Below are 25,234 nucleotides of genomic sequence, written 5' to 3'. Positions count from 1 at the left end.
TTTTGTGCTGAGTTTATGATGCGTGATATCAACCGGTGGTTTGTGGGTACAAAATGGATTGTATTTTACTGATCCCTTCCAGCAGTCTCATTGTTGGTCTTGAAACCAACTCTTCTTCAATCAGGTAGACAGATTTTGTCTGTACGGCCTTTATCAGGGTAAAGCCAGGTTCTTTGTAAATATCATCAAGCTGTATACGGTTCATCCTTCCAACCTGGCTTAAGTAAATATCTATATCCTGGCCGAGGCTCAGTAACCTTTCTTTACCATAAGGGGCAATATTGCTATTGTTTCGAGCTACAGCGTCAGTTGCGATGTTGACACCGCCTCCGGCAGCCAAGGCGAAGATGGTAATGGCGTCCGGTGAAAATGTTTTCATTTTACGATGTATTGATTCAAAATAAACTTTAGGACGCGAATGCATATCCTGGGGAATGCTTCCTTGCACCTGTTCAATGGATTCCTTGAACTGTTGTTCCATTTTGTCGGCGTTTTTCCTTTGCCCGCAAAGCATGCCGAGTTTATGCCAGTATTCGAACATCGCCGTGACGGAGGTTGGCTGGAGTGAAACAATGACAATGCCGGATTGACGCAATTTGGCCATGAGCTCAGGCTGCGACCTGGAAATCATAGGGCGGATCAGGATAAGGTCTGGTTCAGCGGCCAGGAATTTTTCAGTGTTATCCCGGTAGCTGAATTTTTGCTTCGATTCGATGCTGGTTGGGAAGGTATCTGAGGTAGATACGCCGATAATAGCGTCTAATGCCCCAAGTGTGGCCAGGTTTTCAGTGTGAGCAGGATAAAGAGAGATGATTCGTTTAAAAGGCTGCGAGAAGGTGATGGTGTTGCCTTCATCATCCGTGATGGTGGCATCTTCGCCACTACAGGCTTCAGGCGCCGTTAACGATAAAAAAACATATAGAAATATAACGTAAGATAGGTGATTAAGGTGTTGCATGAGTATATTTATACTGAACATGAACTTGCTGCCACGGGGTCGGCGTGATATGTCCCTCTACACCAAATGCACCTGACAACAGTTCATTGTTTAATGTTTTTTCAACCGGTCCGTTACTGATAAGATGACCATCTTTCAGGACGAGGAGTTCATCACAAAATGCGGCTGCGAGATCCAGGTCGTGGATGGCTGCTATCACTGTCACATTTCTATTTAAAACTTTGGTTTTCAGGGCTTGCATAATGTCAATGGTGTGCTTGATGTCAAGGCTTGCAGTTGCCTCGTCCAGTAACATTATTGAGGTATCCTGGGCCAGCGCACGCGCAACCAGCACTCTTTGTCTTTCACCACCGGACAGCCTCGTCACGTACCTCTGGCTCAGGTGGCGGATATCGAGGGTCGCAAGTGCTTCGTGAACAAGTTGGATGTCATCGGGTCCAGGGTTTCCAAAGCGTGAAATATACGGATGTCGGCCCATCATCACAACGTCGAAAACCGAGTACTCAAACTCCATTGCAAAGTTTTGGGGCACAAGAGATAGAATTGAGGCAAGGAGTTTCCTGGAGTACGCAGAAATACTTTTACCCTGTAGAACAATCTCTCCATCTGTCGGCCTGGTAATATTGGCAAGAAGATTAATGAGTGTGGTTTTGCCACTGCCGTTTGGCCCGATGAGGCCGTAAAAACATCCCGCATGTAATTTCAGGTTGATGTCTATCAGGCTGGTCCTGCTGGGATAATCATAGCGGCAATTATGAACCTCGTATTGACAGGTATTAGCGTTCATAGGCCGCTCCAAGTTGCTTTTTTCTAAAAATGTAACAGAAAAAGGGACCACCTATAAGTGCGGTCAGAATGCCTATTGGTATTTCATGAGGAAGTACAGCCCGCGTTATAGTATCTGCGAGAAGCAGTAGAGTCGCACCGGCCAGAAAAGATGCGGGGAGTAACACTCTGTTGTCAGGACCCGAAAGATGACGAATGATGTGAGGAACAATGAGACCGATAAAGCCTATGACCCCGGCAGATGAAACACAGACCGCCGTAAGTATGGATGCGCAGACTAAAAGGTATCTACGAATATGGGCGCTGTTTACGCCAAGTGTGTCGGCGGTGGACTGGCCAAGAGCCATGATGTTCAGGTCGCGGGCATAAAACTGGATAAATAAGACGCCGGGCAGCAGTACACATAAAAGAATTCCGACATCCTGCCAGGATTTACCGATAAAGCTGCCCATGAGCCAGAAAATGATAGTGTTAACCTCTTCATCTGCAAGATATTTGATAAATCCAATAGCGGCAGATAGAATTGCGGCAACAATAACACCGGAGAGTATCAGGGTGTTAGAAGAAAGACGGTCATCTCCTGCAGCGAGGTAAAAAACCGCAAAAAGAGTTGCCATGGCTCCGAGAAAAGCAAAAACGGGTACGGAAATCATGAATGGTACAGTTATTCCAAGAATAGGCAGGATAAATGCGGTTGAGGCTCCAAAAGCTGCACCAGAGGATATTCCCAGGGTATAAGGGTCAGCCAGAGGATTGAGTAAGATAGCCTGGAATACACCGCCAGCAAGTGCCAGGCCGCCTCCGACAAGAGCGGCTGCAAGGATACGTGGAAGCCGCACATCCATTATGATAATGGCGTTTGGCTGTGAACTGTCTGGAAGTGGTAGTGAGCCAAATGGGATAATGGAGGAAAGAACAGTGTGGATTACGTCGACGGCAGGAATGCGTATGTACCCCATGCCGCTTGAAAAAATCACGGCAACACCAAGCATACAGAACAGCAGGGTATGCAGGATCTGAGGAGGAATTCTTGTTGGCAAGGAGCGATGCCTTTTCAAATTTTCCAAAAAAAAATCCCGGATCAATTACAAATTGATCCGGGATTACCCAAACTATCCAAAACCATTCATCCGAAAAACCGTCCACGATTTCTACAGGATATATTCAGGCAGGTCTTCTGACTTCCGGATCTTCCTCGTCCCGAGCCTTCCCAATACCTAATGGTATCAGTGGCAGTCATTCGGAACTTGTCCCCGGTTACAGCGGCGGGCCCGTTTTCGACTTTAACGAAATTCCCTTTTATGTCCTGCCATTCTTTAAAGAATGACTACGAACACCTGAATACTATTTTTATATTTACTGTCTAAGAATAACATATCAGGCGATTAAGAGACAATAAAAAAGGACAATGATAAGGTGCCGAAAAAAAAAATAGCAAATTGATGTATCAACATGTTACAGTTTAACAAGAAATAGCAGTTGAACTGTATGGAGTCGCACAGAGGCGCACCTGTTTCTATTTTGGTGGGGAACTTTTTCGGAAGAACAATAATTTCGAACCGGAGAGTGGAATGAAAAAGAGTGAGTTACAATTGGATGCGGCGTCAAGGGTACGATCGGATGGTATATACAGGCGATATCAACGTCGTAAACTGAGCAATTACTCTGGTGATATTGCAGATGAAAATCTTGTTGTCGGCGGTGTTGTAGAAAATGTCTCGGCGAACGGGTTTAAGCTTTCTGGTGTGTCCAGTGCCTTTCGGGCGCAGAAGTATAGCTATAAAGTGATGGTTTCTGGTGGTGGAAAATATTTTAAACTTATGGCCCGTCCATGTTGGCAAAAAACTGGCACAGGAACCAAAGATATTGGTTTTAAGGTGATGGATGCCTCGTGGGAGTGGTATGAGTTTGTTCTGGAATCTTTTGACAAAGATCTGGGTGAAGCACACACGACCTGATAGGGTTCACATAAAATAAAAAATGGCCCGTGCAGATTCAATTTGCACGGGCCATTTTTTATGCACCATGAGCGATGTGAAAAATCAAGGTGTAAATCGAATACCTGATAGTGCATAAATGCCTTGAGGATCATCGCTTAAAAGGGATGCTTCATGTTCCTGGAAAAGAAATTTCAGCAATTTCCGGAGTGTTTCAGGGAGAGCAATACGATGTGGTGAGGCATCAGCCAAAACTTCGGTAAACCGTTGAAAGAACATATCGGAAAAGGTTCCTTGCTTTTCAATATATCTAACTGAATAATCTGTAACACCAGCAATTTCAGCCGCGACTTTTATGGCGTCATTCAGATACCCTGTTTGGTCAATAAGCCCAACCTTCAGCGCCTCCTTGCCAGAAAAAACACGTCCCTCAGCTATAGGGCTGAGGGAGGTCTTGTTTATATTCCGACCTCCTGCCACAATTGTTAGAAAGCGATCATAACCAAAATCGACAGAGAGTTGAATCGACTCCTTCATTTGGTCCGATAATGGTTGTGCAAGATTAAGACCGGCAGAAAGAGAAGTACTGCCTACCCCATCACTGTGTATCCCAAGATATTCAAGGGAACGTTCAAACGTCGGAATAGCACCAAAAATCCCGATTGAACCAGTCAGGCTGGTGGGGGCAGCAATAATTCTATCCGCTTCAGCCGCAATCCAGTATCCACCTGAGGCAGCTACTTCACCCATGGATATGACCACTGGTTTACCACTTTTTTTAAACTCCAATAGTTCCTGACGGATAACTTCTGATGAGAAGGCCGAACCACCGCCTGAGTTGATTCTCAGGACTAATCCCCTGATATCTGCATCCAGCCGTGCTTCACGTATTTTTTCCGTAAGAGTTTCACTACCTATAATTCCGGGAGGTTGTTTGCCGCCGACAATATTTCCTTCAGCCACAATAACCGCAATCGTATCATTGTCTTCACTTTCAGTGACTGCATAAGTGTTCTCAGGTGCCTGGTAGCTTAAACTTGACAGCATGACAGGTTCTTCATCAGGTTCCTGATTGTTTTCTGTGGCCAGGTATACAACAAGTTCATTTCTGGTGAGTAACTTATCAACAAGGCCACTGTTGATTGCCAATAGGGCCGTGTCGCCCCCTGTAACAAGAAGATTACTTGATATGTTTTCTACGTAGTCGGTAATATCATACTTTTTTATGCCGCGATGATTGGCGATCGTATCGGAGTAGATGTCCCAAAGATCGTCAAGCCATTTCTGGTTCTGGTAGCGAGCCTCTGGAGACATATCATTTCTGGTAAGTGGTTCGATTGCTGATTTATATGTTCCCACCCGAAAAATATGATAATTAACCCGCATTTTGTCGAGAAATGATTTGAAATAGAGGGGGTAGGATCCGAAACCATGAATATCTACACCGCCCATCGGGTTCAGAATGATGGTATCAGCGAACGAAGCGAGCAGGTACTGCTTTTGGGTGTAAAAATCCTCGGCAGCAATAACTTTTTTACCGCTTTTTTTGAAATCATTAAGCGCCTGGCCAATGACCTGCATCTGATCAAGGCTGATCCTGCCAATTTCTTTTAGGTCCAGCAGAATCATGGTGACGGATTCGTCAGTGGCAGCACTCTCAATGGTGGTGAGAATACGACGTAACAGGAGCTTGTGCGGTTTCTGGTCGATTCCGAGGTATTCTTCGAGGTACCTGTCAAAACCAGGATCATGTCGGTTTTCTTCGACAATATCGCCGGAAAGTGTGAGTCTTAGGATTGCATTTTGTGGAGGTTCGGTATTGTCGTGCTCTTGCAATAGTCCTATTATCACCAACATCAAGATTGAAAAAAAGAGGATATTGAAAAAGGTGTTTCGCAAAAAGGTGAATGTGCTGCCGATAAATGAAAAGATGGCAAGGATGATCTTTATCAGGTTTTTCATGATGTCTCTGTAAAATGAAGTGATAGGTTACTGGCAGGTATGATAAACACTATATGGATGTGGTACAAGTTGCTCAAAATGTATGATGGCAATAAAGACGGGAAAAGATAATGTCGCTTGCTCATTAGTGTAAATGAAACGGAAGGCGGAGCTGAAACGGTTGTGAGTTCATGGGAACGAGTGAGGATATACTGATACCTAGCAGACGTATTTTTTTTGACCCGATCTCGTTATTTACTGTTAACTGTGGCAGGGCAAAAAGTATATCTTCCAGTGTAAACAGGGGGGTCTTGTAGGTTGATGACCTGGTAATTGTTTTGAAATCGTGATAACGGATTTTAAGGGTCAGGGTGAATCCATAACACTTTTTATTGGCAAGGGTTGAACTGACAGATTCAGCGAGTTTTACCAGGATCTCCTTGATGATTTCGGGGTCAAGTGTGTCTTCGGAAAGTGTTCGTTCACTACCGATGGATTTTCTGGTGCGACTGGTTTTAACTTCCCTGTTGTCTATGCCACGGCATATATTATAGAAATATGACCCTGTCTTGCCAAAATGAAATTGCAGTTCTTCTTTTGAAAAACGACGGAGATCACCTCCTGTTGAAACGCCGATTCTTTCCATCTTCTTCGCGGTTGCTTTACCAACACCGTAGAATTTTGTTATAGGAAGTGCTGCCAGAAAATCAGGAACCATCCCCGGTGGGATTATAGTGATTCCATTTGGCTTGTTAATGTCGGATGCGACCTTGGCTACGAACTTGTTGCAGGAAACACCTGCTGATGCCGTAAGCCCGGTCTCCTGGAAGATTTTCTCACGAATTTTCTCGGCAAGCAATGAGGCGGACGGTTCTTCTAAATGATTTACTGTGAGATCAAGAAACGCCTCATCAACAGATAGCGGCTCAACAATATCGGTAAATTCATGAAATATGTTCATTATTATGGCTGAAATTTCCTGATAGCGCGACATTCTGGGGCGGATAAAGATTGCTTCCGGACAGATTTTTGCCGCCCGGTAGCATGGCATGGCGGAATGCACACCAAAAGATCGTGCTTCATAGGAACAGGCTGCCACAACTCCTCGTCCCTGAGGACGTCCGCCGACAATAACAGGTTTGCCCTTAAGGGTCTGATTGTCCAATTGTTCTACGGACGCGAAAAATGCATCCATGTCAATATGAACAATCTTCCTGTTACTATTCATCTCTTCCTGTGGTAGTCTTTGTTTTAGCCTGTTGCACGTGTTCCTGTACGTCGTTTCTGTCCCCGGGTGTAAATCTGGGAGGGGCGATTAACACAAAGTATAAATAGAAATCAATTATTTTAAAATGGATAAACGAACCGGAATAGAATCGAATATGCTCTTTCAGGGGCTGCCGGCAGAACAGATGGATGCTATTGAGGCAATAGGTATTGTGCGGTCGTACGGCCGAGGAGAAGCAATATTTTTTGATGGGGATATTTGTAACGGTTTTTATATCGTTCTTGAAGGGAAGGTTAAAGTCTACAAAATGTCTTTTCAGGGTAAGGAGCAGATTTTACATATTTTCGGAGAGGGACAACCGTTTGGTGAAGTTCCGGTTTTCCATGGTTCACCTTTTCCAGCCTCTGCCCAGGCTCTCATGAAAACAAAGGTGCTTTTCTTCCCGCGTCAGGCATTTATTGATCTCGTTACCGGTACACCTGCTATTGCTTTGTCAATGCTGGCCGTCTTATCAATGCGCTTAAGGAAATTTACCAGCCAGATCGAGAGCCTGTCTCTCAAAGAGGTCCCGGCAAGGCTGGCATCTTATCTACTGTTTCTCTCAGAGGAGCAAGGCGGAAGGGATACTGTGGAGTTGGAAATATCTAAAGGCCAGCTTGCCAGTCTATTGGGAACGATACCAGAGACTCTGTCACGGATATTTTCAAGGATGAGTGATGAGGGGCTTCTCCAGGTGGAGGGGAAAAAAATAACCCTGCTTGACAGGTCAGCATTGGAAGAGAAATAAGGGCAGGTCATTGAATTTCTGATTTTACCTGGTATGAGATTGCAGATTGGTTACTCCCTTCAGAAAAATGGTATTTGTTCTCATAAACAGTAACTGCGGGAGGTATTTTTTCTGATTCAAACAGGTCATATCCTTCTTTGAGGTTGAGCCAGAAGGGGTACCAGTTGTTTGTCGCGTGGGCCTGCATATTGGACTTGTTAAGGCGAAAGGGGAATATATGTACCTCGAATGCATCCTGCCCGTGGCGAAGTGCGGCATCTGCCAGAGTATATATCTCATCCATTCTAAAGTCGGTCATGGCAAAGCAGCCAACAGAAGAGCATCGTCCATGCACCATGATGTTTGAACCCGTACGGGCATTTGCCATGTCGTATTCGTTAGGGAAACCAAGGTTGAATGCCAGATGGTAATTGGACCATGGGTTCATCATTTCAGCCGTTACCCGGTAAAATCCTTCCGGGCTCTGTTTGTCGCCTTCTTTGAGCTTGGGCCCGATGTCACCTGAATAATCACAGATCGTGTAGATCTTATACAACCTGTATCGCAGTCCCTTTTTGACCCACAATTCAAGTTCCGCCTCCTGTTTGAAAACTCGAATAAATATTGGTGAACCGATCCTGCAATTGATTTCTTGCAACTGCTTTTCAAGAACAGGGCCAGCTCGATAGGAGGCCGTGATTGATTCTAGGCTTATGGGCGGAAGGGCATGAGATTCACTAAGGTCAACTCCTGCACTGCAGGCTGCTCCCCCCCCAAAGTCCGCGACTAGCAGTAAAAGAATGAATGATAGTAAAAAAAATTTCACAAAGTACCTTTGCTACTTTCTGTTCTTTTTAGTGCCTGTATAGGTGAAGGTATTTGCGATCATGCGGTAATGGCTACCCTTGTCTATGGCAATTACTTTGCCGCAGGGGCAGTACAATTTATGGTCAACAACTTCAACATGATACTGTTTACCAATTCTGTCTTTATGGCACCGCACGACATGACCATGTCCGAATTTTTCATATTTCCACAGCTTTTTCCTGCAGGCGGCACAGTGTATTGTGAGCATTATAAAGTTAAATGTGGTGTTATGGCTATATCTTTTGATGTATACGTTCAAGCTCGGCTACATCATTGAACCTGTGAAAGCGGATTTTTCTGGAACGAGGAAATTCTCGGGAAATAGCTGTTTTGAGAGTTTTTTTAAGGGAGGTTAATTCAAGATCACTATTCCGTTCAACATATCCCTTCTCTTTCATGATCACTCTATTGTTGGAGGTACGTATCAGGGCTACGCTCCTGTTGCGTTTATAGGACATGAGTTCTATGCCGCTGCCGATGGGGCGTGTTGTAATAATACGAAGAGCTTCTTGAAGGGCTGAGTCGAGGTTTATTAATGCCATCTTAAAAAATGGATCTAATAGAGTAACGAGTTCAGACGAGGTTGTTTAGGCTCCTCAATCATGTCCCCTTGTCGGGCTCTTTGGAGGCCGAACATGGCCAGCATGGCATCATCCATGCAGAGTTGGTAGTCCTGGGACGATATAATAGTCTGGCTGACCGGATTTATAAATCTCGTCGATACATACATCGTTCTGTTGGTGTAGGAATAGGTGCCGACCAGTATCGCCTGAACATTGGCCGCACCCTTTAATTTTTTGAGATCCCGAGAAAGTATCGATTCACCAGCACCTTCTTCAATAAGGAGGTTGCCGGTCAATTTAAGTTCTTTAACACTGTAGCCGATCTGGACGAGACGTGAGTTGATATGCTCCTGTACAATCCTGCCGAACTTCGAGGTTTTTTCCAGATCATTATTATCAACAAAGGTTGTTACCAGAATTGGCATATTTGACTGCTGGGGGATGAGAGGTGGGAATGCATCGGCTGTTAGATCTTCAGCTATGCCATAGGCAAACGTAATAAGATCTGTCTCATTGCCAAGGTATTGTTCGAAACGGGTACAGTTGAAACTTGAGCAGGCGGAGAGAGACAGAAAAATTACCAGGAGTTGCCCATATTGAAAAAAACGTGACTTCAGAAACTGTTGTAACCTGTTCATTGGGCCTTGACCTCCTCTATAACTGTTCCTGAGGTTACCTCTCCAGTAATAGGAGCTGGTTGTACGATATTCGGCGTTGTTTGTACTTTTGCATGTACCGGTTCTGCTTCAACCGGTTCAGGCGGTGCGATGAGTGGGATAGTGGCTGTTTCCGGCATAGTTGAACGATAATGAAAAGAGTCCTTATCATTTATATAATATATGTCGGAACCGCGATAGAAGTAGGTGTCACCCAGTACCATGGATGTTGTTATGATCACTTCGTAATGACTCTGGTTTACGAAATTTTGGTTGGCGACGTCAAGTCCAGCAGCGGTAGCGATGGTTGAGAGTTCATTGGGAACGTTGCGCAGGACCATGATTCCCGTAGTCAATGCTGTCATAAGCCCGGGTCGTACCGTACGCACTCTGTTGGTTCTATGATAGACGAGTTGCACCTTGTAGTGGACGGTGACTGATTCGTCATCAAGTTTTTGTTTAACCGGCACGCCAAGGTTGACTAAGTCTGTTATCAGGAGATCTCGAAAAGCCTCTTCAAAAGTGCTTGTTTCATAGGGTGTGCAAGGGAGGTCTTCGTCACCGCAGGTAGAACGGATAAAGACTGGTTTTTCAAGATGATCACTTATAATAAGCTCATTATTAACCCGATTAGCAACATCCTTTGCCAGCACGTTCCAGTGATGTGCAGCCTGCATTTTCTGCTGCTCGGAAAACTCATAATCAACGGGTTCCGGAATGCGGCCGAGACAACCTGAGAGCAACAACAGAATAGGCAGGAATGCCATTCTTCTATACATAATAATCTCCTGATATGAATAAAGGTGCTCAGACTGTATCGGACAAACTGAGGAAAAGTAAAGCAAAAACCTTATCTGTACGGTTATATAGAGTAATGAGATCTGAACCTTTTGCAAAAACAGGTCGAACCGCTCTATGTAGCGACATAAACTGATCGTTACATGCATTCTGAAAAGAGAAAATACATGACAGTCGATTTACATATTCATTCAACGTACTCCGATGGTACAGAAACCCCTGGTCAATTGGTTCAGCGTGCTGTGCAAAAAGGGTTGAAGGCAATCTCAATAACCGACCATGATACTGTTGAGGGGACTGTAGTTGCCATGAATGCCGGAATTATGAAGGCCTTAGAGGTGATACCAGGTATTGAGTTTAGTTGTGTGCATAAATCCCATCATATGCATGTTCTTGGGTATTATATCGACCCCGCAAACCAGGATCTCCTTTCAACCCTGAACAACATCCAGCAGGCACGCATTGACAGAAATTGTCAAATTATTAAACGACTGAATGGTCTTGGGATTGAGATCAGCATGGAAGAGGTTTGCGAAAAATCACCCATCGGGCAGACCGGCAGGCCACATATCGCCCAAGTTCTTATGGAAAAGAAGGTGATTCCCAATATAGATAGCGCCTTTACTCGATTTTTGAAAGTAGGGAAGCCCGCTTATGTTGCCCGAAAAGTTCTGCAGGTTACGGAAACTATAAATGTTATTCGTAGAGCAGGTGGTGTTGCCGTGCTCGCCCATCCCGGATCGATAGACAATTCGCTTCGGAAAATTCCGGCAATTTTGAAAGAACTGAAAAAGGCAGGTTTGCAGGGGATTGAGGTTTATTATCCAATTCACACCAAGAGGGTGGTTAAAAAGTTAAAATCCATGGCTGATTGTTACGACCTTGTAGTGACCGGTGGGAGCGACTATCATGGAAGTATACGGCCGGGAACCGATTTGGCCGGGGCGAATGGCTTCTATGTCCCTGATGACATTCCTGAACAATTAAGAATCGCGAAAGACTCCGCTTGAAAGGCGTGTGGTGCTCTAATTTTTTACCTAATAAGGATCCGAAAAAATGTATTCAATTCTGATAGTTGACGACGAACCCAATTACCTCATCGTATTGTCTGAATTATTGCGTGAAGAGGGATACGAAGTATTTACCGCCGGGGGCGGAGCCGAGGGGCTGGGGGTTGTGAAGGAAGCTGATCTGGACCTCGTTGTCACCGATATGCAGATGCCGGAAGTTGATGGTCTGCGATTATTGGAGCAGATAAAGGAGTTTAACCCGGATCTGCCTGTTATCATGATAACAGCCTATGCTGAAGTGGAAAAGGCAGTTGCCGCTATGCAGGCAGGTGCGTTCAGCTACCTTGCAAAGCCTTTTTCCAATGAAGAGTTGCTGGTAAATGTTCAGAAGGCTGTGCAGTTATATAGCCTTGTTCGAGAGAACACTCGTCTTCGTCGTGAAATAAAGGGGAAGAAGAGCGGCTTTAGCGGTATGGTTGGGAAAAACCCACGTATGCAACAGGTATATGAGCTCATTGAAAAAGTTGCGCCAACACCTGCATCTGTTCTTATTTCCGGCGAGAGTGGTACGGGCAAAGAACTGGTTGCCAAGGCAATACACATGAACAGTTCGCGGGAAAAGGAGCCATTTATTACGGTGAACTGTGCGGCACTGTCCGACAACCTGCTGGAAAGTGAGTTGTTTGGACATGAAAAAGGTGCTTTTACAGGCGCGGTGGCCATGCGAAAGGGGCGCTTTGAGATTGCTGATAAAGGCACAATCTTTCTTGATGAAATTGGTGAGATACCAATTGTCCTGCAGTCTAAACTGCTCCGGGTTCTTCAGGAGAAAAAATTTGAGAGGGTTGGAGGAAGTAAGACTTTTGAGGTTGATGTCCGAATTATCAGTGCTTCAAACAGGGATCTGAAAGAAGAGGTAGGCCAGGGGCGATTTCGGGAGGATCTCTTTTACAGGCTGAATGTCATTCACGTATCTCTTCCTGCATTGCGCGAACGTATGGATGACATGCCCCTATTGGTCGATTATTTCATTAACAAGTTTGGTAAAGAACTTGGCAGGCAGGACCTGAGTATTTCTCAAGAGGCAATGAGGCTTCTGATGACATTGCCATGGGAAGGCAATATCCGTGAGCTGGAAAACACCATTGAAAGGGCTGCCATCCTCTGTAACAACAATATTATAGAGGCAGATGATGTCCAGCCGGATTCACTGCAGCCTTTACAGGAAAACTCATGGAGCCAGGGGCTGGATCTGAAACAGCTTGTTCCTGCTTCGGTAGGGCTCAATGAGGTACTCTACGCGGTGGAGGAAAAGATGTTGCATCAGGCGCTGGATGAATCGAACCATGTTCAGGCAAGGGCAGCAGAAAGTCTGGGTATAACTAAGAGCTTGCTACAGTATAAGATGAAAAAGTATGGGATTAAAAAGAAAAAGTAATCCTTTTCGCCATGCTGGTCAGTTATCCTGGCTTCCCCAGTGAAGTTTATTACGCAGAATAGTGAAATAATCCCTGGCTGGGGAGGCAATAAGTAGCAGAGGGTGTTCGGCTACTTCAATCTCAAGAGTGTCTCCTGCACGCATTTCCCAGTGCTGTTTGCCGTCGACAATCACCTGGGCGCAGTCCGCGTTGTCATTTCCTTCAAATACGGTGGTGATATCAGTTGTTGCCGGCAGGATGATAGGCCTGCTGCTCAACATGAAAGGGCATATGGGCGTGACAAGGATGGTGTCGAGGCCTGGGTGGACGAGTGGTCCGCCGGCTGAGAGATTGTACGCTGTTGATCCTGTTGGTGTTGAAAAGATAAGACCGTCGGCCTTGTAGGTCGTGATATAATTACCACTTGCATAGGCCGCCAGGTGAAGGAGCCGGTCAAGAGTATTTTTATTTATGACGACTTCGTTGAGTGCGTATGTGTAAGGTTGTTTTGTGTTATCACGGAGGAGACGGGTCTTCAACATCAATCTGTTTTCAATAGGAATCGGTCCGTTGAGTATACGGGCTAAGGCCTGTTCCGCTTCGTCTTCAGTGAATTCGGTCAAAAAGCCAAGGTTTCCTAGATTGATTCCGGCAACAGGAATGGAATACCTGGCAGCTTTCTCGGCAATGTGCAGCAGGGTGCCGTCCCCACCAAGAATTATCAAAAGGTCCAGATCATCGGTGATAATGTCACGTGAGGTGGCAATAGCTCGTGATTGCAGCCAGGTATCGAGCCTTTCAGCATAGCGGGATGCCCTGAGGTCGTCTTTCTTGATAATAATACCGACCTTGGAGACATTCAGGTGGTCTATGGTGGTATAAGACTTGTTTGTCCCGTTCATGATTCTTTTCCCGGCCTGCTCCAGGCATAACTTTCTTGCATTGGTGAGCGGATGACGAATACAATAAAAACAACTTACGGATGGTGTCTGTAGTAATGTACTTGATGATGAATTTCAATTGATAATTCATATAATAAGGGTATGGTTTGAGAAAATACTGTCGATTTGGCTTGATATGTGAAATTATTCTAACCTTGGAAAGAACTGGCAAATAGAAGCCCGGATGTGAGATAAGGAGAGTTTGATAATGATAGATGAAGATTTGTTAGCCATTCTGGCTTGCCCGAAGTGCAAAGGATCTTTGAAGTACCTTGAAGCAAAAGATGGACTGGCTTGTGGCAGTTGCATGTTGTTGTATGAAATACGCGATAATATCCCGGTCATGCTGATTGAAGAGGCTCAGGAGTTGAAACCGATAGATATGCAACAATAGATTCTTTTCATGGTGAAAGGAGGTTGAGATGGTTGGCGATAGTGGTGGGGGAGATATTGCCAGGCAATCACTAAAACAAGGTTCGCACAGTGAAAAAAACTCTTTTGAGCTTATCAAAAAACTTCTTGAGCAGAAAGTAGAATCAACCGGTTCGGCCGATATTCAAACGAGGATAAATGAAGCCTATGCGTTTGTTCGAAATGAGATCATTTCGAACAGCTCAAACCCGCGTGAGCCTGTCAAATTCGGGACATCCGGGTGGAGAGGGATCTTAGGGGAAGACGTGAATCTGCGGACTGTTGCTTGTGTCACTCAGGCAATAGTTGATATGTACCAGACGGCAGATGACGGAATATTTGGGTATCTTGGTGTCGGTTCTCTTGCCGAGGCGAGAGAGCGTGGATGTGTGGTTGGTCATGACAACCGGTTCGGCAGGGAAATGTTTGGTTGGGTTGTCGCTCGGGTTCTTACCCGGAACGGTTTCAAGGTGCTGTATGCGGGGGAAGCTACCACAGGGGCATTATCGGCCGCTGTGCTCATGAAAAAAGCCGCTTTTTCGGTAAACCTGACACCATCACATAATCCGCTTGAATATGGCGGGTATAAGTTTAACGCGGCTGATGGCGGACCGGCAGCAGCAGAATTGACTTACAGAATTACTGAGTTGACCAGTTGCCTTTTGCAAGACGGATTTCTTTTCGATGTAATGGAACAGGATATCTGTGATCCTGTCCAATTGGAAGGAGTTGTCAGAGTGGATGCTCTTGGATGCTGGAAGTCACTGGTCCGCACCAGCAGAGAGATCCATCAAGTCGATCTTGATGCAATAATGCAATCGTTTACCGGAAATGATGACATTGTTGTTGCTGTCGATTCCGTGCACGGTGCCTCACGTCTTGACATTACGTCACTCTTTGGCAGTTATGCAGGTGGTAGGTTAGTATTATTAAGGGAAAATGATGACCCTACCTTTGGCGGGATAGCACCTGAACCATCCTCTGCAAACATTCAATTGGTAACGAATGTACTGGCACAGCGAAAGGAAGTGCTGAAAATAGGGGCGATAATCGATCCTGACGGTGACCGAATTCGTTTTACAGACGGAAGCACTGAAATAAGTATGAACCAATTCGGTGCAATGGTGTACCATTTTCTTACCGTTTATAAAAAAATGTCGGGTATGGTAGCAAAGACTGTGGCGAGTTCAAATCTAGCCAATAGTATTGCCAGTGTGTTTCGTGAGGAGGTCTTTGAATCCCGTGTCGGCTTTAAGGAGTTTAAGCCGGTTGTGGGAAAGGCGCTGGTTTTTTTTGAGGAGTCAGATGGCATTTCTATCATTGGACACACCCCAGAAAAAGACGCGTATATCGGTTTGCTGCTAGCCATGGATATAGTTCTGACCACCGGTAGGAATCTGGGAGACTACTTAGCTGAGATAGAAAATGAATTTGGTGCTTACTACCCCGATCGCGATGGGGTGGAGGTTCAGGTGAAGGGGAAGGAGCTTCTTGACCGGCTCGAGCAGTTGGAAAAGTATGATGTCGGCAGTGTGGTATCTGTAGGGTCTGATGTTATGAAGATTGAGAAAGTAATCGATATTGATGGGCGGAAAATGATATTTGAAGATGGCTCCTGGCTCATGATTCGCCCATCTGGAACTGAACCGAAAGTCAGGTTTTATGTCGAATCACGTACTACTGAAGGAACAAGCCATTTGGTAACCACAGCGAAGACTATGCTGGAGGAGATCGGGCTGGTATAAAATGTTATTTCCAGGACCTGGCGTCGCTCGGAAATTTCAGTTAATCAGCAGAGAAGGGGAATTCAAGCTGAATTTAGATAAAGGCTGAACAGTTACATTGCTTTTTGGATGGCAGGTATTATTATCAGCTAGACTAGAAACATTTTACTACCATCCAGTTTTAAGGAGATATCAATGTGGGAATATACAGATAAAGTTCAGGAGCACTTTCTTAATCCGAGAAACGTCGGGGAAGTTGATAGGGTAGACGGCACCGGCGATGTTGGTTCACTAGCTTGTGGCGATGCCCTGAAACTAACCTTGCAGATTGACGACAACGATGTCATTACAGATGCAAAGTTTAAGACATTTGGTTGTGCCAGCGCGATCGCTTCATCGTCCGCTTTGACCGAAATGATCAAGGGGATGAAGGTTGATGAAGCCGAGAAAATCACCAATGAGGATATTGCTGATTTTCTCGGAGGTTTGCCCAAGGAAAAGATGCATTGCTCGGTAATGGGACGTGAGGCACTTGAAGCTGCTATTGCAGATTATCGAGGGCTTGCCTTGCCCATGGCCGAGGGTGAGATCGTCTGTGAGTGTTTTGGAGTCACGGATATTGAAGTAAAGAGGGCAATTCAGGAATCGTCGCTTCGGTCTGTTGAAGAGATCACAAACTTCACCAAGGCAGGTGGCGGGTGCGGTAAGTGTGAAGATAAACTTCGGGCTCTTTTGCAGGAAAGCACTACTGCAAATATTATTCAGACAATCGAGCCAGCCAAACCGAAGAGATTGACCACACTCCAGAAAATAAAGAAGATTGAAGAGGTTATTGAACGTGAAATACGGCCGGGCCTCAAAAAAGATGGTGGTGATCTTGAGCTGATTGATGTGGATGGAGATTTCGTCTCGGTATCGCTTCGCGGGGCTTGCAAAAGCTGCACCAAGTCCCAAACGACCATTAAGGAATATGTAGAGAAAAAACTAAGGGAGTTTGTCCTGGAAAGTTTGATAGTGGAGGAAGTAGACGCATGAGTTCTTTAAATAGCAAAGTCGTCTATATGGACAATAATGCTACTACAAAAGTGGCACCCGAAGTTTTTGAGGAAATGATACCGTACCTGACCGATCTTTATGGTAATCCTTCCTCTATGCATACTTTTGGAGGGCAGGTTGGTGAGGCCGTTGAGCAGGCGAGAGAGCGGGTTGCCTCACTGCTTGGAGCAGAGCCTCAGGAGATCACCTTCACTAGTTGTGGGACGGAAAGTGACTCTACGGCCATTCTCTCAGCCCTGCAAACCTTTCCCGAAAAACGCCATATTGTTACGACTCGTGTTGAACATCCGGCAATAAAAAACTTATGCGAAACCCTCGACACCCTGACAGGACACAAGCATCGTGTGACAAGACTGAAGGTTAATTCAGAGGGGCAACTTGACCTGAAGGAATACGAGGAAGCTTTGTCCGATGATACTGCAATTGTGAGTGTCATGTGGGCGAATAACGAGACCGGTGTCATCTTCCCTGTAGAGGAAATGGCAGCAATGGCCCATAAAAGAGGGATACTCTTTCATACAGATGCAGTTCAGGCTGTAGGGAAGATACCTATGAACCTCAAGGAACTTGATATAGACTTTTTGTCAATGTCAGGGCACAAACTCCATGCCCCAAAAGGTGTGGGGGTCTTGTACGTTAAGAGAGGAACTGCATTTGTTCCATATCTGTCAGGAGGCCACCAGGAACGTGGGCGGCGTGGGGGCACGGAAAATGTGGCTTCAATCGTTGGTCTGGGTAAGGCGTGTGAAATGGCTTCGCAAAATATGGAGGAGGAGAATTCCCGCGTCAGGTATCTTCGTGATAAACTTGAGGAGGGCTTGTTAAAAGCGGTTCCGAAATCCTTGCTGAACGGTGTTAAAAAAGATCGGCTGCCAAACACTACAAATATCAGTTTTGAATATGTTGAAGGAGAGGCGATTCTATTGCATATGAACCGTTACAATATTTGTGCCTCGTCCGGTTCTGCCTGTACCTCAGGGTCTCTTGAACCTTCACATGTCCTACGCGCAATGGGAGTGCCGTTTACAGCAGCTCATGGTTCCATCCGTTTCTCCCTGAGTGTGTATAACACAGAGGAGGAAATCGATTTCGTACTTGAAAAAATGCCAGCCATTATTGAATCATTACGACAGATGTCTCCATTTTGGAAAGGTGAATAAATATGAGAGTGATTGATCCGTCATTTGAAATACAGGAAGCGCTGGATACCGCACCGATGGCAGAGCGCCTGGAAGCATGCGGCAGAATCTGCTATAAGAGTGAAGATAAAATAACACCGGAGTCAGCTGTACCTTTTGTCCAAAAGATAGCCGCACATGGGCATAATTCGGTTTTGGAAATGGCTGTTGCCACATTTCGGGTTAACTGTCACCCTGACCATGTTCTGGAATTTTATGCCTGTCAACCCAAGTATTTTATAACGGATCGTATCGACACCGGTATTATGATAACCGGGTCTATCCGGGCTTTCCGTGAAATATACGTGAAATACAGTGATAACCAGGTTGTTAATGATTTGATGGTTGAACTTCACAAGAGGTATCCTTACCTCTTCGAAGGTGTATTTGATCCTGACATTGCGATGGAAACGGATACGTCTGTCGGGATCGAGAAACTCAGTCTTGAAGAAGTTGAGGATCTGCCTTCTGAATTGCTCGCACGACATAGATATGTCGGAGTCAAGTTTATCGTCAATCGTGCCGTAACACATGAACTGGTTCGTCACAGGCCTTGTTCATTCCTGCAGGAGAGCCAAAGATATTGCCGATACAGTCAGGAACAGTTCGGCAATGAAGTGACCTTTGTAAAGCCTGTTTTTTTTGAGGAAGATTCGAATGAATATCAGCTGTGGCAGCAAGCCATGGAGGATACCGAAAAGTTGTACATGAAATTACTTGAGACATCTACAGCCCAGGCGGCACGTACTGTGCTGCCAAATTCCTGTAAAACTGAAATTATCACCTACTGTAACCTCGAGGAATGGCGGCATATATTCATGCTTAGAACGTCACCAGCCGCTGAGCCCTCCATGAGGGAAATTATGATTCCGCTTGAACAGGAAATGAAAAAGAGATTTGCCGTATTATAGGGTTGTGTCCTGGTAACATGATCTGGTTTGAACGTTATGGCCCCTTGCCTGCAAAGGTAAGGGGCTTTTTTCTTTTAGTAACGAATATTCCTTAAATTTCAGGTTGCTGAAATAGGTTTGTCCTGGTTTTTTTGATTTGAATAGGGTTGTTGTCTGGTACATTCCACCTAAACAATGGTAAGATATACAAAAGTATGTAAAAATTATTATTATTTACATAACGATTGGGATAAGATATATGCGATAGTATAATCTTTTATTCACTCAGAAAATATTATTAACCGTTGCGTCTGGAAACCTTTAAAACACTAGCTGGAGAGGACTACTTCCAGGCTTCATCGGAAATTCATACAGGGCCCATAGCGAAGGTGTTGTGTTGATATCGTAGAACTTTTCGCAGGTTGCAAGATTTATGGCTGAAAAAGCAAATAGTTTGGCAAAAAATTCCACACGTCGTAAGACAGTGAAGGACCAGTCAGGTGCCGGGAAGATAAAGATTGGCGAATTACTGAGCAAAGCCGGATATATTACCCCGACACAGCTGGAGACTGCCAAAAAGGATCTGAAGAAAAACGGCGGGAGACTCAGTTCAATTCTCCGGCGGTTGGAGTATATTGATGAAGATACTGTCTTTAATTTTCTAAGTCGGCAACATAATTATCCACCTGTTATCATTAGAAATGAACCTCCTTCTAAGGATGTGCTCAAACTTGTATCCTACGATACTGCCAAGGAGTATATGGCATTCCCACTCCGGATGGCAGGTAACACCTTACAAATCACCATGGCTGAACCATCAGATTCCATGGCTGTTGAAGAACTTCAGGACGCTCTAGGGAAAGAGTTATCCGTTTGTGTTTCCACCGAGAAGGATATTATTGAGGCGTACAAGAAACACTACGGGATTTCTGATGAAGAGGTGAAAACATTTTTCCAGGATGTTGAAGAGGCTGAAGAGGAATTAGAAGTTACCCAGGTAGACGACTTTGGTTCAATCGTGGCGGAGGCGGCGGATGACTTCGAAATTGAGACGGATGAGGAGGAGAGTTTCGGGGATCAGTTTGCCGCCTCAGATGCACCGATTATCAAACTCGTAAACGGCGTTCTGATAAAAGCGGTGCAGGATGGGGTCTCCGACATCCACGTGGAACCATATGAGAAATCGATGCAGGTTCGGTATCGAAAGGATGGCTCACTGTTTAAATCCATGAACCTGCCACTCAATATCAAGAATGCCCTGGTGGCACGATTGAAGATCCTGGCCGGACTCGATATTACCGAAAGACGTGTGCCCCAGGATGGACGTATCAAAATGCGAATGGGGAGGAACAGGTCTGTCGACTTTCGTGTTTCATCCCTGCCAACCCTTTTCGGAGAGTCGGTGGTTCTTCGTATTCTTGATAAAAATTCGCTTAATGTTGATCTCACCATGCTTGGCTTTGAGCAATCCACTTTTGAGATGCTCAAGAGATGTTTGAACAGGCCACAGGGACTGCTGCTTGTTACCGGACCAACAGGTTCCGGTAAGACGGTTACTTTGTATTCTGCCCTGAACTCACTTAACTCAGAAGATATCAAGATTCTTACAGCAGAAGATCCAGTGGAATTCAACTTCAAGGGGATCAATCAGGTCAACGTTAATACGGAAGTCGGTATGACCTTTGCTGCCGCCCTGAAGGCTTTTCTACGTCAAGATCCTGATATTATCATGGTAGGTGAGATTCGTGATATGGAAACAGCTGAAATTGCTATCAAGGCTGCCATGACCGGTCACCTCGTTTTTTCCACCCTGCATACCAACGATAGTGCGGCCACGATTGGACGTCTTATCGATATTGGTATTCCCCCGTATATGCTTGCCTCCTCTGTGACCATGGTGTTGGCTCAACGTCTCGGCAGAAGGTTATGTCAAAAATGCAAAAAGAAGATGAGTTACTCACATGATGAGCTTCTCTCTTTTGGCTTTAAGGAGGACGAGTTCGATGAACTGACCATATACGGCCCTGCTGGATGCGGGGAGTGTAACGGTTTAGGGTATAAAGGACGGGTTGGTTTCTTTGAACTGATGGAAACCACCGATGAAGTAGCGAAAGCAATAAGTTCAGAAGTTCCGGAAGACCAGTTGCGTAAAATTTCTGTTCAGGAAGGGATGACTCCTCTCAGGGAAGCGGCCTTACAGAAAGTGCGGGACGGAATTACGAGTGTTGAAGAGGCACTGAGACGCACCGTTGCCCATAAGGATAGTTTACCAGCATATCTCTTAAACCCCGATGTAGAAGAGTATGAAGATAGCGACGTCATCATTCGTGAGGGCAACACGGATAGGGATTTTTTCAAACTGATCCGAGGTGGACTTACTGTTATTAAGGGTGGCAAGAAGATCGCTGAATTGACGGAGCCAGGGGAGTACTTCGGAGAGATGGCCGCCATTTCAGGAGAGCATAGAACGGCAACTATTGTGTCACAAGGAAGGTCAACGATAAAAAGGTTTCCTGGAGATAAACTCGATGAGGTCATTGAGAAATATCCAGATGTTGCCGAGCATCTTTTCAAGACAATGACGACTCGACTAAAAAATTCTAATCAGATTATCCTCAAACTTGCAGGTGGCGGTCAACGCAGGCCACCCGCCACTCCACCCAGAAGGAATTAGTGATTTACACCTTACTTGTTGTGACAATCAGAAAAGATAAAAAAAAGCTATTAGGAAGGTAGGCAAGGAAGATGTACAAGCTGTACTTTACCCAATCTACGGAAATAGTAGACCCTCCATATTTTCGATTCGGGAAACGGTTTTTTTGTATACTTATTGGTCACTGCCTTTCATTAGATGTGGTGGTTGCAGGATGAATATTGTCATATTTCAGGAAGGAAGTCCGGGCCATGAAAAGCAGAGTCTGGCCGTATTAAACGAACTGGAAAAACTGGTGGATATCCAGGCCCGGTTCATTAAACTAAAAAGGTTATCCAGCCTCGAAAAATTGCGCAGCCTGCTTCATTTGTATTTCTACGCTGACGGTGGATGCCGACATGTGCTCAATAGCCCTGACCTGCTATTAGGGACAGGTACCCAAACCCACCTCGATATCCTTGCCACAAAAAAAAAATACCGCATACCGGCAGTTACCTGTATGGCGCCTGATTTTTTTTTAAGAAACCGGTTTGATCTTTGTTTTGTGCCGCGTCATGATGGGCTGGCGGAAGCAGACAATATTTTTCTAACTGACGGACCACCAGTAACGACTGGCTTTAGCCAAAAAATCCCTGGCAGTAAGGGGCTGATACTTATCGGAGGGCCAAACGCCTACAGTAAAGGCTGGGAAACTGATCACATTTGCTCCTATGTGCAGGCTATAACAGAAAAGAGAGATTCTACTCACTGGACAGTATCCACGTCTCCAAGAACCCCCGGCGATACCTCTGCAGCATTACAAAAAATAGCAGAAGCTAGTCCGGAAGTTGAATTTTTTCATTTCAGGGACACGCCTGCAGGTTGGGTGGAGAAAAAATATGAGGAATCAGATATCACATGGGTGACAGTTGATTCCATGTCGATGATTTATGAGGCCTTGACTGCTGGTTGTAAAGTCGGATTACTCCCACTGGATTGGAAAAAGACGGATAATAAATTCAAAAGGAGTATGAATGAGCTTGTTGGTAAAGGGTTAGCTGTTGATTTTCGTGACTGGCAAACGGATAAGTCTTTGTGGCGTGAGGGCATACGTTTCAACGAGGCGCAAAGGTGTGCTGAAGAAATTGTGAGAAGATGGTCGATAAAAAGCTGAAAATAGTCCAGGTCCTTCCAGAACTTGATGAGGGTGGGGTGGAAGGAGAAACCTTTGATTTTGCAGTGTACCTTGCCCAGAAAGGTCACGAATCCATTGTTATTTCCGGCGGTGGCCGGATGGTTGAGGCCCTTGAAAAATGTGGTTGTCGACATATACATTGGCCTCATGTAGGCGAAAAAAGTTATCGATGTCTTAAATACATTAACCGGTTCAGGCGATTTTTCCAGGATGAGAATATCGATATTTTCCATCTGAGATCACGTTTGCCTGCATGGCTTGGGTATCTTGCCTGGAAGACACTGCCACCAACCCAACGACCGGCCCTTGTTACCACCTTTCACGGATTTTATTCCGTGAATAGTTATTCCACAATTATGACCCGTGGTGAACGGGTTGTTGCCGTCTCAAAAACTATTAAGGAGCATATTCTCGACAACTACGGAACCAGTGAAGACAGGATATCGCTTATTCATGGCGGGTTTGATGAGCAGCAGTTTAATGCTGACAATGTCACACCAGACCGCATTGACACATTGCGTGAACAGTGGGGAGTCGAGCAAGGGGATGATCCTGTAATTATTTTGCCGGGGCGTTTGACCCAGTGGAAAGGACAGGACTATTTTATTGACAGTCTTGCACAAGTTAAAAGCCCGTTTCTTGCGTTGCTTGTTGGTGATGTGACGGATAACCCGTCGTTTACTAAGAAGTTACAGGAACGCATTGAGAATTACGGCTTGCAGGATAAGGTTAAACTTGTCGGACACTGCAACGATATGCCAGCTGCTCTCCTGGCAGGTGATCTTGTTGTCTCTGCGTCTTCAACCCAGCCTGAAGCTTTTGGCAAAGTAGCGATAGAAGCTATGGCCATGGGGAAGCCAATTATTGCCACTGCGCATGGAGGAAGTCTTGAAACAGTTGTAGATGGAAAAACCGGGTGGCTGGTCGAACCCTTGAATGTCCGACAGATGTCAGAGAGGATATGTAAGAGCCTGGCAAACAGGGATGAGTTAAAGAAAGTTGGTAGTGCCGGTCGCCAGTGGGTTCTCGATCATTTCACTGCCGACGTGATGTGCAGGAAGACCGAAAATCTTTATTTCGAGCTGCTTGAGGAGAAAAGAAAACGATCAAGCAGGGAACAAATTACCGTAATGCAAATGTTGCCTGATCTTGATGGTGGAGGGGTTGAACGGGGAACCCTGGAAATGGGTGGTTTTCTTGCATCAGAGGGGCATCGATCATTCGTTGTTTCAAGCGGTGGCCGGATGGTTGAGCAACTTGAGAATGAAGGGACTGTTCATGTTCCGATGAAGGTCGGAAGCAAAAGCCCCATTGTACTAAAATATTTTTTTCCCCTTCGTCGACTGATAAAAAAGGAACAGGTTGATATCCTTCACCTTCGCTCCAGGATGCCTGCATGGCTTGGCTATCTTGTCTGGAGGAGCCTGCCTCAAAAAAATCGGCCAGTGCTTATTACCACTTTCCATGGATTTTACTCAGTGAACGCCTATAGTGCCATTATGACAAAAGGGGAGGGTATAATCGCTGTTTCTGAATCTATAAAGAACCACATAACCGAGCATTATGGGAAAAAAGAAAATGTCACGCTTATTTTCAGGGGAGTTGATTCCACACTTTTTGATCCTGATAGAATAGAACAGGGTAAGATTGAGGCTTTAAGGAATAAATGGCAAATGAGTGGTAATTCTCCGGTTGTGATGTTGCCAGGCCGGATTACACGTCTAAAGGGGCAGGATATTTTCTTAAAAAGCCTCCAGTTGCTGGGAAATACCGATTATATCGGTGTATTGGTTGGTGATATCGTTGAGAAATCAAACTATTATCAGGAACTGGTCGAGCTAATTTCTTCGTATGGGTTAGGGGATAAGGTGAAAATGGTCGGCCATTGCAGTGATATGCCAGCGGCATATATGGTGGCAGATATCGTCGTTTCAGCCTCATCAAGCGAGCCTGAAGCGTTTGGCAGGACCACTGTTGAGGCCATGGCCATGGGGAAACCTGTGGTAGCAACTGCCCATGGTGGCAGCCTGGAAACCGTTGTTCATGGAGAGACTGGCTGGCTGGTACCACCTTCGGATTCTGAGGCGATGGCAAATGCCCTGAATGAAGCATTGTCTGTGGGTGAAGAAGAGCGGTTGCGGATAGGCCATCGAGGCCGGGCGCGAGTTGCTGCCAGGTTCACTACGAAGTCAATGTGCAACCAGACGCTACAATTGTATAGCCAGGTACTCCGTCAACGTGATACAACCCGCAATGCCTTAAATTAACGTATTTAATAA

22 protein-coding genes and 1 riboswitch are annotated in these 25,234 nt (G+C 45.4%); of the genes, 12 read left to right on the top strand and 10 right to left on the bottom strand.

Annotated features, from left to right (window positions below; translation table 11 throughout):
* Positions 1–28 precede the first annotated feature (28 nt).
* Genes GA520_RS10940 through GA520_RS10930 form a run of 3 tightly spaced genes read right to left on the bottom strand, consistent with a single transcriptional unit; the run spans position 29 to position 2,811 of the window.
* Positions 29–979: an ABC transporter substrate-binding protein gene (locus GA520_RS10940; RefSeq protein ID WP_205749201.1), complete on the bottom strand. Its 951-nt coding sequence runs from the start codon at positions 977–979 to the stop codon at positions 29–31.
* Complete coding sequence (locus tag GA520_RS10935) at positions 945–1,745, bottom strand: ABC transporter ATP-binding protein (RefSeq protein ID WP_163336574.1); 801 nt, start codon at positions 1,743–1,745, stop codon at positions 945–947. Before GA520_RS10935 ends, GA520_RS10940 begins: the two co-directional genes overlap by 35 nt.
* On the bottom strand, positions 1,735–2,811 hold the full coding sequence (locus GA520_RS10930) for an iron ABC transporter permease (RefSeq protein WP_240910059.1): 1,077 nt from the start codon (positions 2,809–2,811) through the stop codon (positions 1,735–1,737). The genes GA520_RS10935 and GA520_RS10930 overlap by 11 nt, the downstream gene beginning before the upstream one ends.
* Before the next feature lie 82 nt (positions 2,812–2,893).
* Positions 2,894–3,100, bottom strand: a riboswitch (cobalamin riboswitch).
* Positions 3,101–3,315: 215 nt separating this feature from the next.
* Here GA520_RS10930 and GA520_RS10925 point away from each other — a divergent pair.
* Positions 3,316–3,702, top strand: coding sequence for a hypothetical protein (locus GA520_RS10925; protein ID WP_163336575.1), 387 nt, complete (start codon positions 3,316–3,318; stop codon positions 3,700–3,702).
* 84 nt (positions 3,703–3,786) lie between these two features.
* Here the strand turns inward: GA520_RS10925 and sppA are convergent, their stop codons facing one another.
* Both sppA and dinB read right to left on the bottom strand, forming a co-directional pair.
* Positions 3,787–5,643, bottom strand: a complete 1,857-nt coding sequence (sppA, locus tag GA520_RS10920; RefSeq protein WP_163336576.1) for a signal peptide peptidase SppA — start codon at positions 5,641–5,643, stop codon at positions 3,787–3,789.
* Positions 5,644–5,767: 124 nt separating this feature from the next.
* Positions 5,768–6,850, bottom strand: coding sequence for a DNA polymerase IV (dinB, locus tag GA520_RS10915; RefSeq protein ID WP_163336577.1), 1,083 nt, complete (start codon positions 6,848–6,850; stop codon positions 5,768–5,770).
* 124 nt (positions 6,851–6,974) lie between these two features.
* Between dinB and GA520_RS10910 the strand changes: the two genes are divergently transcribed.
* Positions 6,975–7,637: a Crp/Fnr family transcriptional regulator gene (locus GA520_RS10910; protein ID WP_163336578.1), complete on the top strand. Its 663-nt coding sequence runs from the start codon at positions 6,975–6,977 to the stop codon at positions 7,635–7,637.
* Positions 7,638–7,644: 7 nt separating this feature from the next.
* Here GA520_RS10910 and GA520_RS10905 read toward each other — a convergent pair whose 3' ends face one another.
* From GA520_RS10905 to GA520_RS10890, 4 genes are all read right to left on the bottom strand, one after another.
* Positions 7,645–8,442 (bottom strand): murein L,D-transpeptidase family protein, encoded by a 798-nt coding sequence (locus GA520_RS10905; RefSeq protein WP_163336579.1) that lies wholly within the window; start codon positions 8,440–8,442, stop codon positions 7,645–7,647.
* A 274-nt stretch (positions 8,443–8,716) separates the two neighbouring features.
* Positions 8,717–9,025 carry a hypothetical protein gene (locus GA520_RS10900; RefSeq protein ID WP_163336580.1) on the bottom strand — a complete coding sequence of 103 codons (309 nt, stop codon included), beginning with the start codon at positions 9,023–9,025 and terminating at the stop codon, positions 8,717–8,719.
* Between the two features lie 14 nt (positions 9,026–9,039).
* Positions 9,040–9,684 carry a FlgO family outer membrane protein gene (locus GA520_RS10895; protein ID WP_163336581.1) on the bottom strand — a complete coding sequence of 215 codons (645 nt, stop codon included), beginning with the start codon at positions 9,682–9,684 and terminating at the stop codon, positions 9,040–9,042.
* Positions 9,681–10,481 carry a hypothetical protein gene (locus GA520_RS10890; protein WP_163336582.1) on the bottom strand — a complete coding sequence of 267 codons (801 nt, stop codon included), beginning with the start codon at positions 10,479–10,481 and terminating at the stop codon, positions 9,681–9,683. The genes GA520_RS10895 and GA520_RS10890 overlap by 4 nt, the downstream gene beginning before the upstream one ends.
* Positions 10,482–10,667: 186 nt before the next feature.
* On the opposite strand from GA520_RS10890, the gene GA520_RS10885 reads away from it, so the two are divergent.
* A complete protein-coding gene (locus GA520_RS10885) occupies positions 10,668–11,510 on the top strand; it encodes a PHP domain-containing protein (RefSeq protein ID WP_163336583.1) in 843 nt (280 codons plus the stop codon).
* 46 nt (positions 11,511–11,556) lie between these two features.
* Positions 11,557–12,948: a sigma-54 dependent transcriptional regulator gene (locus GA520_RS10880; RefSeq protein WP_163336584.1), complete on the top strand. Its 1,392-nt coding sequence runs from the start codon at positions 11,557–11,559 to the stop codon at positions 12,946–12,948.
* An 18-nt stretch (positions 12,949–12,966) separates the two neighbouring features.
* Here the strand turns inward: GA520_RS10880 and GA520_RS10875 are convergent, their stop codons facing one another.
* Positions 12,967–13,830, bottom strand: coding sequence for an NAD(+)/NADH kinase (locus GA520_RS10875; protein ID WP_163336585.1), 864 nt, complete (start codon positions 13,828–13,830; stop codon positions 12,967–12,969).
* A gap of 247 nt (positions 13,831–14,077) precedes the next feature.
* Here GA520_RS10875 and GA520_RS10870 point away from each other — a divergent pair, with 247 nt between their 5' ends.
* From GA520_RS10870 to GA520_RS10835, 8 genes are all read left to right on the top strand, one after another.
* Positions 14,078–14,263, top strand: a complete 186-nt coding sequence (locus tag GA520_RS10870; protein ID WP_163336586.1) for a Trm112 family protein — start codon at positions 14,078–14,080, stop codon at positions 14,261–14,263.
* A 28-nt stretch (positions 14,264–14,291) separates the two neighbouring features.
* The gene (locus GA520_RS10865; protein WP_163336587.1) at positions 14,292–16,025 is read left to right on the top strand and encodes a phosphoglucomutase; all 1,734 of its coding nucleotides are present in this window, start codon (positions 14,292–14,294) and stop codon (positions 16,023–16,025) included.
* Positions 16,026–16,199: 174 nt separating this feature from the next.
* A complete protein-coding gene (gene nifU / locus GA520_RS10860; RefSeq protein ID WP_163336588.1) occupies positions 16,200–17,039 on the top strand; it encodes a Fe-S cluster assembly protein NifU in 840 nt (279 codons plus the stop codon).
* Entirely contained in the window at positions 17,036–18,220 is a 1,185-nt protein-coding gene (gene nifS / locus GA520_RS10855; protein WP_163336589.1) for a cysteine desulfurase NifS, read from the top strand. Before nifU ends, nifS begins: the two co-directional genes overlap by 4 nt.
* A gap of 2 nt (positions 18,221–18,222) precedes the next feature.
* A complete protein-coding gene (locus tag GA520_RS10850) occupies positions 18,223–19,149 on the top strand; it encodes an FAD-dependent thymidylate synthase (RefSeq protein ID WP_163336590.1) in 927 nt (308 codons plus the stop codon).
* Positions 19,150–19,561: 412 nt separating this feature from the next.
* The gene (gene pilB, locus GA520_RS10845; protein WP_163336591.1) at positions 19,562–21,802 is read left to right on the top strand and encodes a type IV-A pilus assembly ATPase PilB; all 2,241 of its coding nucleotides are present in this window, start codon (positions 19,562–19,564) and stop codon (positions 21,800–21,802) included.
* A gap of 193 nt (positions 21,803–21,995) precedes the next feature.
* Entirely contained in the window at positions 21,996–22,934 is a 939-nt protein-coding gene (locus GA520_RS10840; protein WP_163336592.1) for an ELM1/GtrOC1 family putative glycosyltransferase, read from the top strand.
* Entirely contained in the window at positions 22,916–25,222 is a 2,307-nt protein-coding gene (locus GA520_RS10835) for a glycosyltransferase family 4 protein (protein ID WP_240910060.1), read from the top strand. Before GA520_RS10840 ends, GA520_RS10835 begins: the two co-directional genes overlap by 19 nt.
* Positions 25,223–25,234: the final 12 nt, after the last annotated feature.

This window comes from Desulfopila sp. IMCC35008 (assembly GCF_010646885.2).
GTDB lineage: Bacteria > Desulfobacterota > Desulfobulbia > Desulfobulbales > Desulfocapsaceae > Desulfopila.
This window is presented reverse-complemented; position numbering and strand designations above follow the sequence as displayed.

Coding starts and splice junctions, on each gene's coding strand:
- GA520_RS10925 (WP_163336575.1), top strand. CDS start 3,316: ATGAAAAAGAGTGAGTTACAATTGGATGCGGCGTCAAGGGTACGATCG.
- GA520_RS10850 (WP_163336590.1), top strand. CDS start 18,223: ATGAGAGTGATTGATCCGTCATTTGAAATACAGGAAGCGCTGGATACC.
- sppA (WP_163336576.1), bottom strand. CDS start 5,643: ATGAAAAACCTGATAAAGATCATCCTTGCCATCTTTTCATTTATCGGC.
- GA520_RS10840 (WP_163336592.1), top strand. CDS start 21,996: ATGAATATTGTCATATTTCAGGAAGGAAGTCCGGGCCATGAAAAGCAG.
- GA520_RS10935 (WP_163336574.1), bottom strand. CDS start 1,745: ATGAACGCTAATACCTGTCAATACGAGGTTCATAATTGCCGCTATGAT.
- GA520_RS10910 (WP_163336578.1), top strand. CDS start 6,975: ATGGATAAACGAACCGGAATAGAATCGAATATGCTCTTTCAGGGGCTG.
- GA520_RS10865 (WP_163336587.1), top strand. CDS start 14,292: ATGGTTGGCGATAGTGGTGGGGGAGATATTGCCAGGCAATCACTAAAA.
- nifU (WP_163336588.1), top strand. CDS start 16,200: ATGTGGGAATATACAGATAAAGTTCAGGAGCACTTTCTTAATCCGAGA.
- GA520_RS10895 (WP_163336581.1), bottom strand. CDS start 9,684: ATGAACAGGTTACAACAGTTTCTGAAGTCACGTTTTTTTCAATATGGG.
- GA520_RS10870 (WP_163336586.1), top strand. CDS start 14,078: ATGATAGATGAAGATTTGTTAGCCATTCTGGCTTGCCCGAAGTGCAAA.
- GA520_RS10940 (WP_205749201.1), bottom strand. CDS start 979: ATGTTCAGTATAAATATACTCATGCAACACCTTAATCACCTATCTTAC.
- pilB (WP_163336591.1), top strand. CDS start 19,562: ATGGCTGAAAAAGCAAATAGTTTGGCAAAAAATTCCACACGTCGTAAG.
- GA520_RS10880 (WP_163336584.1), top strand. CDS start 11,557: ATGTATTCAATTCTGATAGTTGACGACGAACCCAATTACCTCATCGTA.
- dinB (WP_163336577.1), bottom strand. CDS start 6,850: ATGAATAGTAACAGGAAGATTGTTCATATTGACATGGATGCATTTTTC.
- GA520_RS10835 (WP_240910060.1), top strand. CDS start 22,916: ATGGTCGATAAAAAGCTGAAAATAGTCCAGGTCCTTCCAGAACTTGAT.
- GA520_RS10885 (WP_163336583.1), top strand. CDS start 10,668: ATGACAGTCGATTTACATATTCATTCAACGTACTCCGATGGTACAGAA.
- nifS (WP_163336589.1), top strand. CDS start 17,036: ATGAGTTCTTTAAATAGCAAAGTCGTCTATATGGACAATAATGCTACT.
- GA520_RS10875 (WP_163336585.1), bottom strand. CDS start 13,830: ATGAACGGGACAAACAAGTCTTATACCACCATAGACCACCTGAATGTC.
- GA520_RS10890 (WP_163336582.1), bottom strand. CDS start 10,481: ATGTATAGAAGAATGGCATTCCTGCCTATTCTGTTGTTGCTCTCAGGT.
- GA520_RS10900 (WP_163336580.1), bottom strand. CDS start 9,025: ATGGCATTAATAAACCTCGACTCAGCCCTTCAAGAAGCTCTTCGTATT.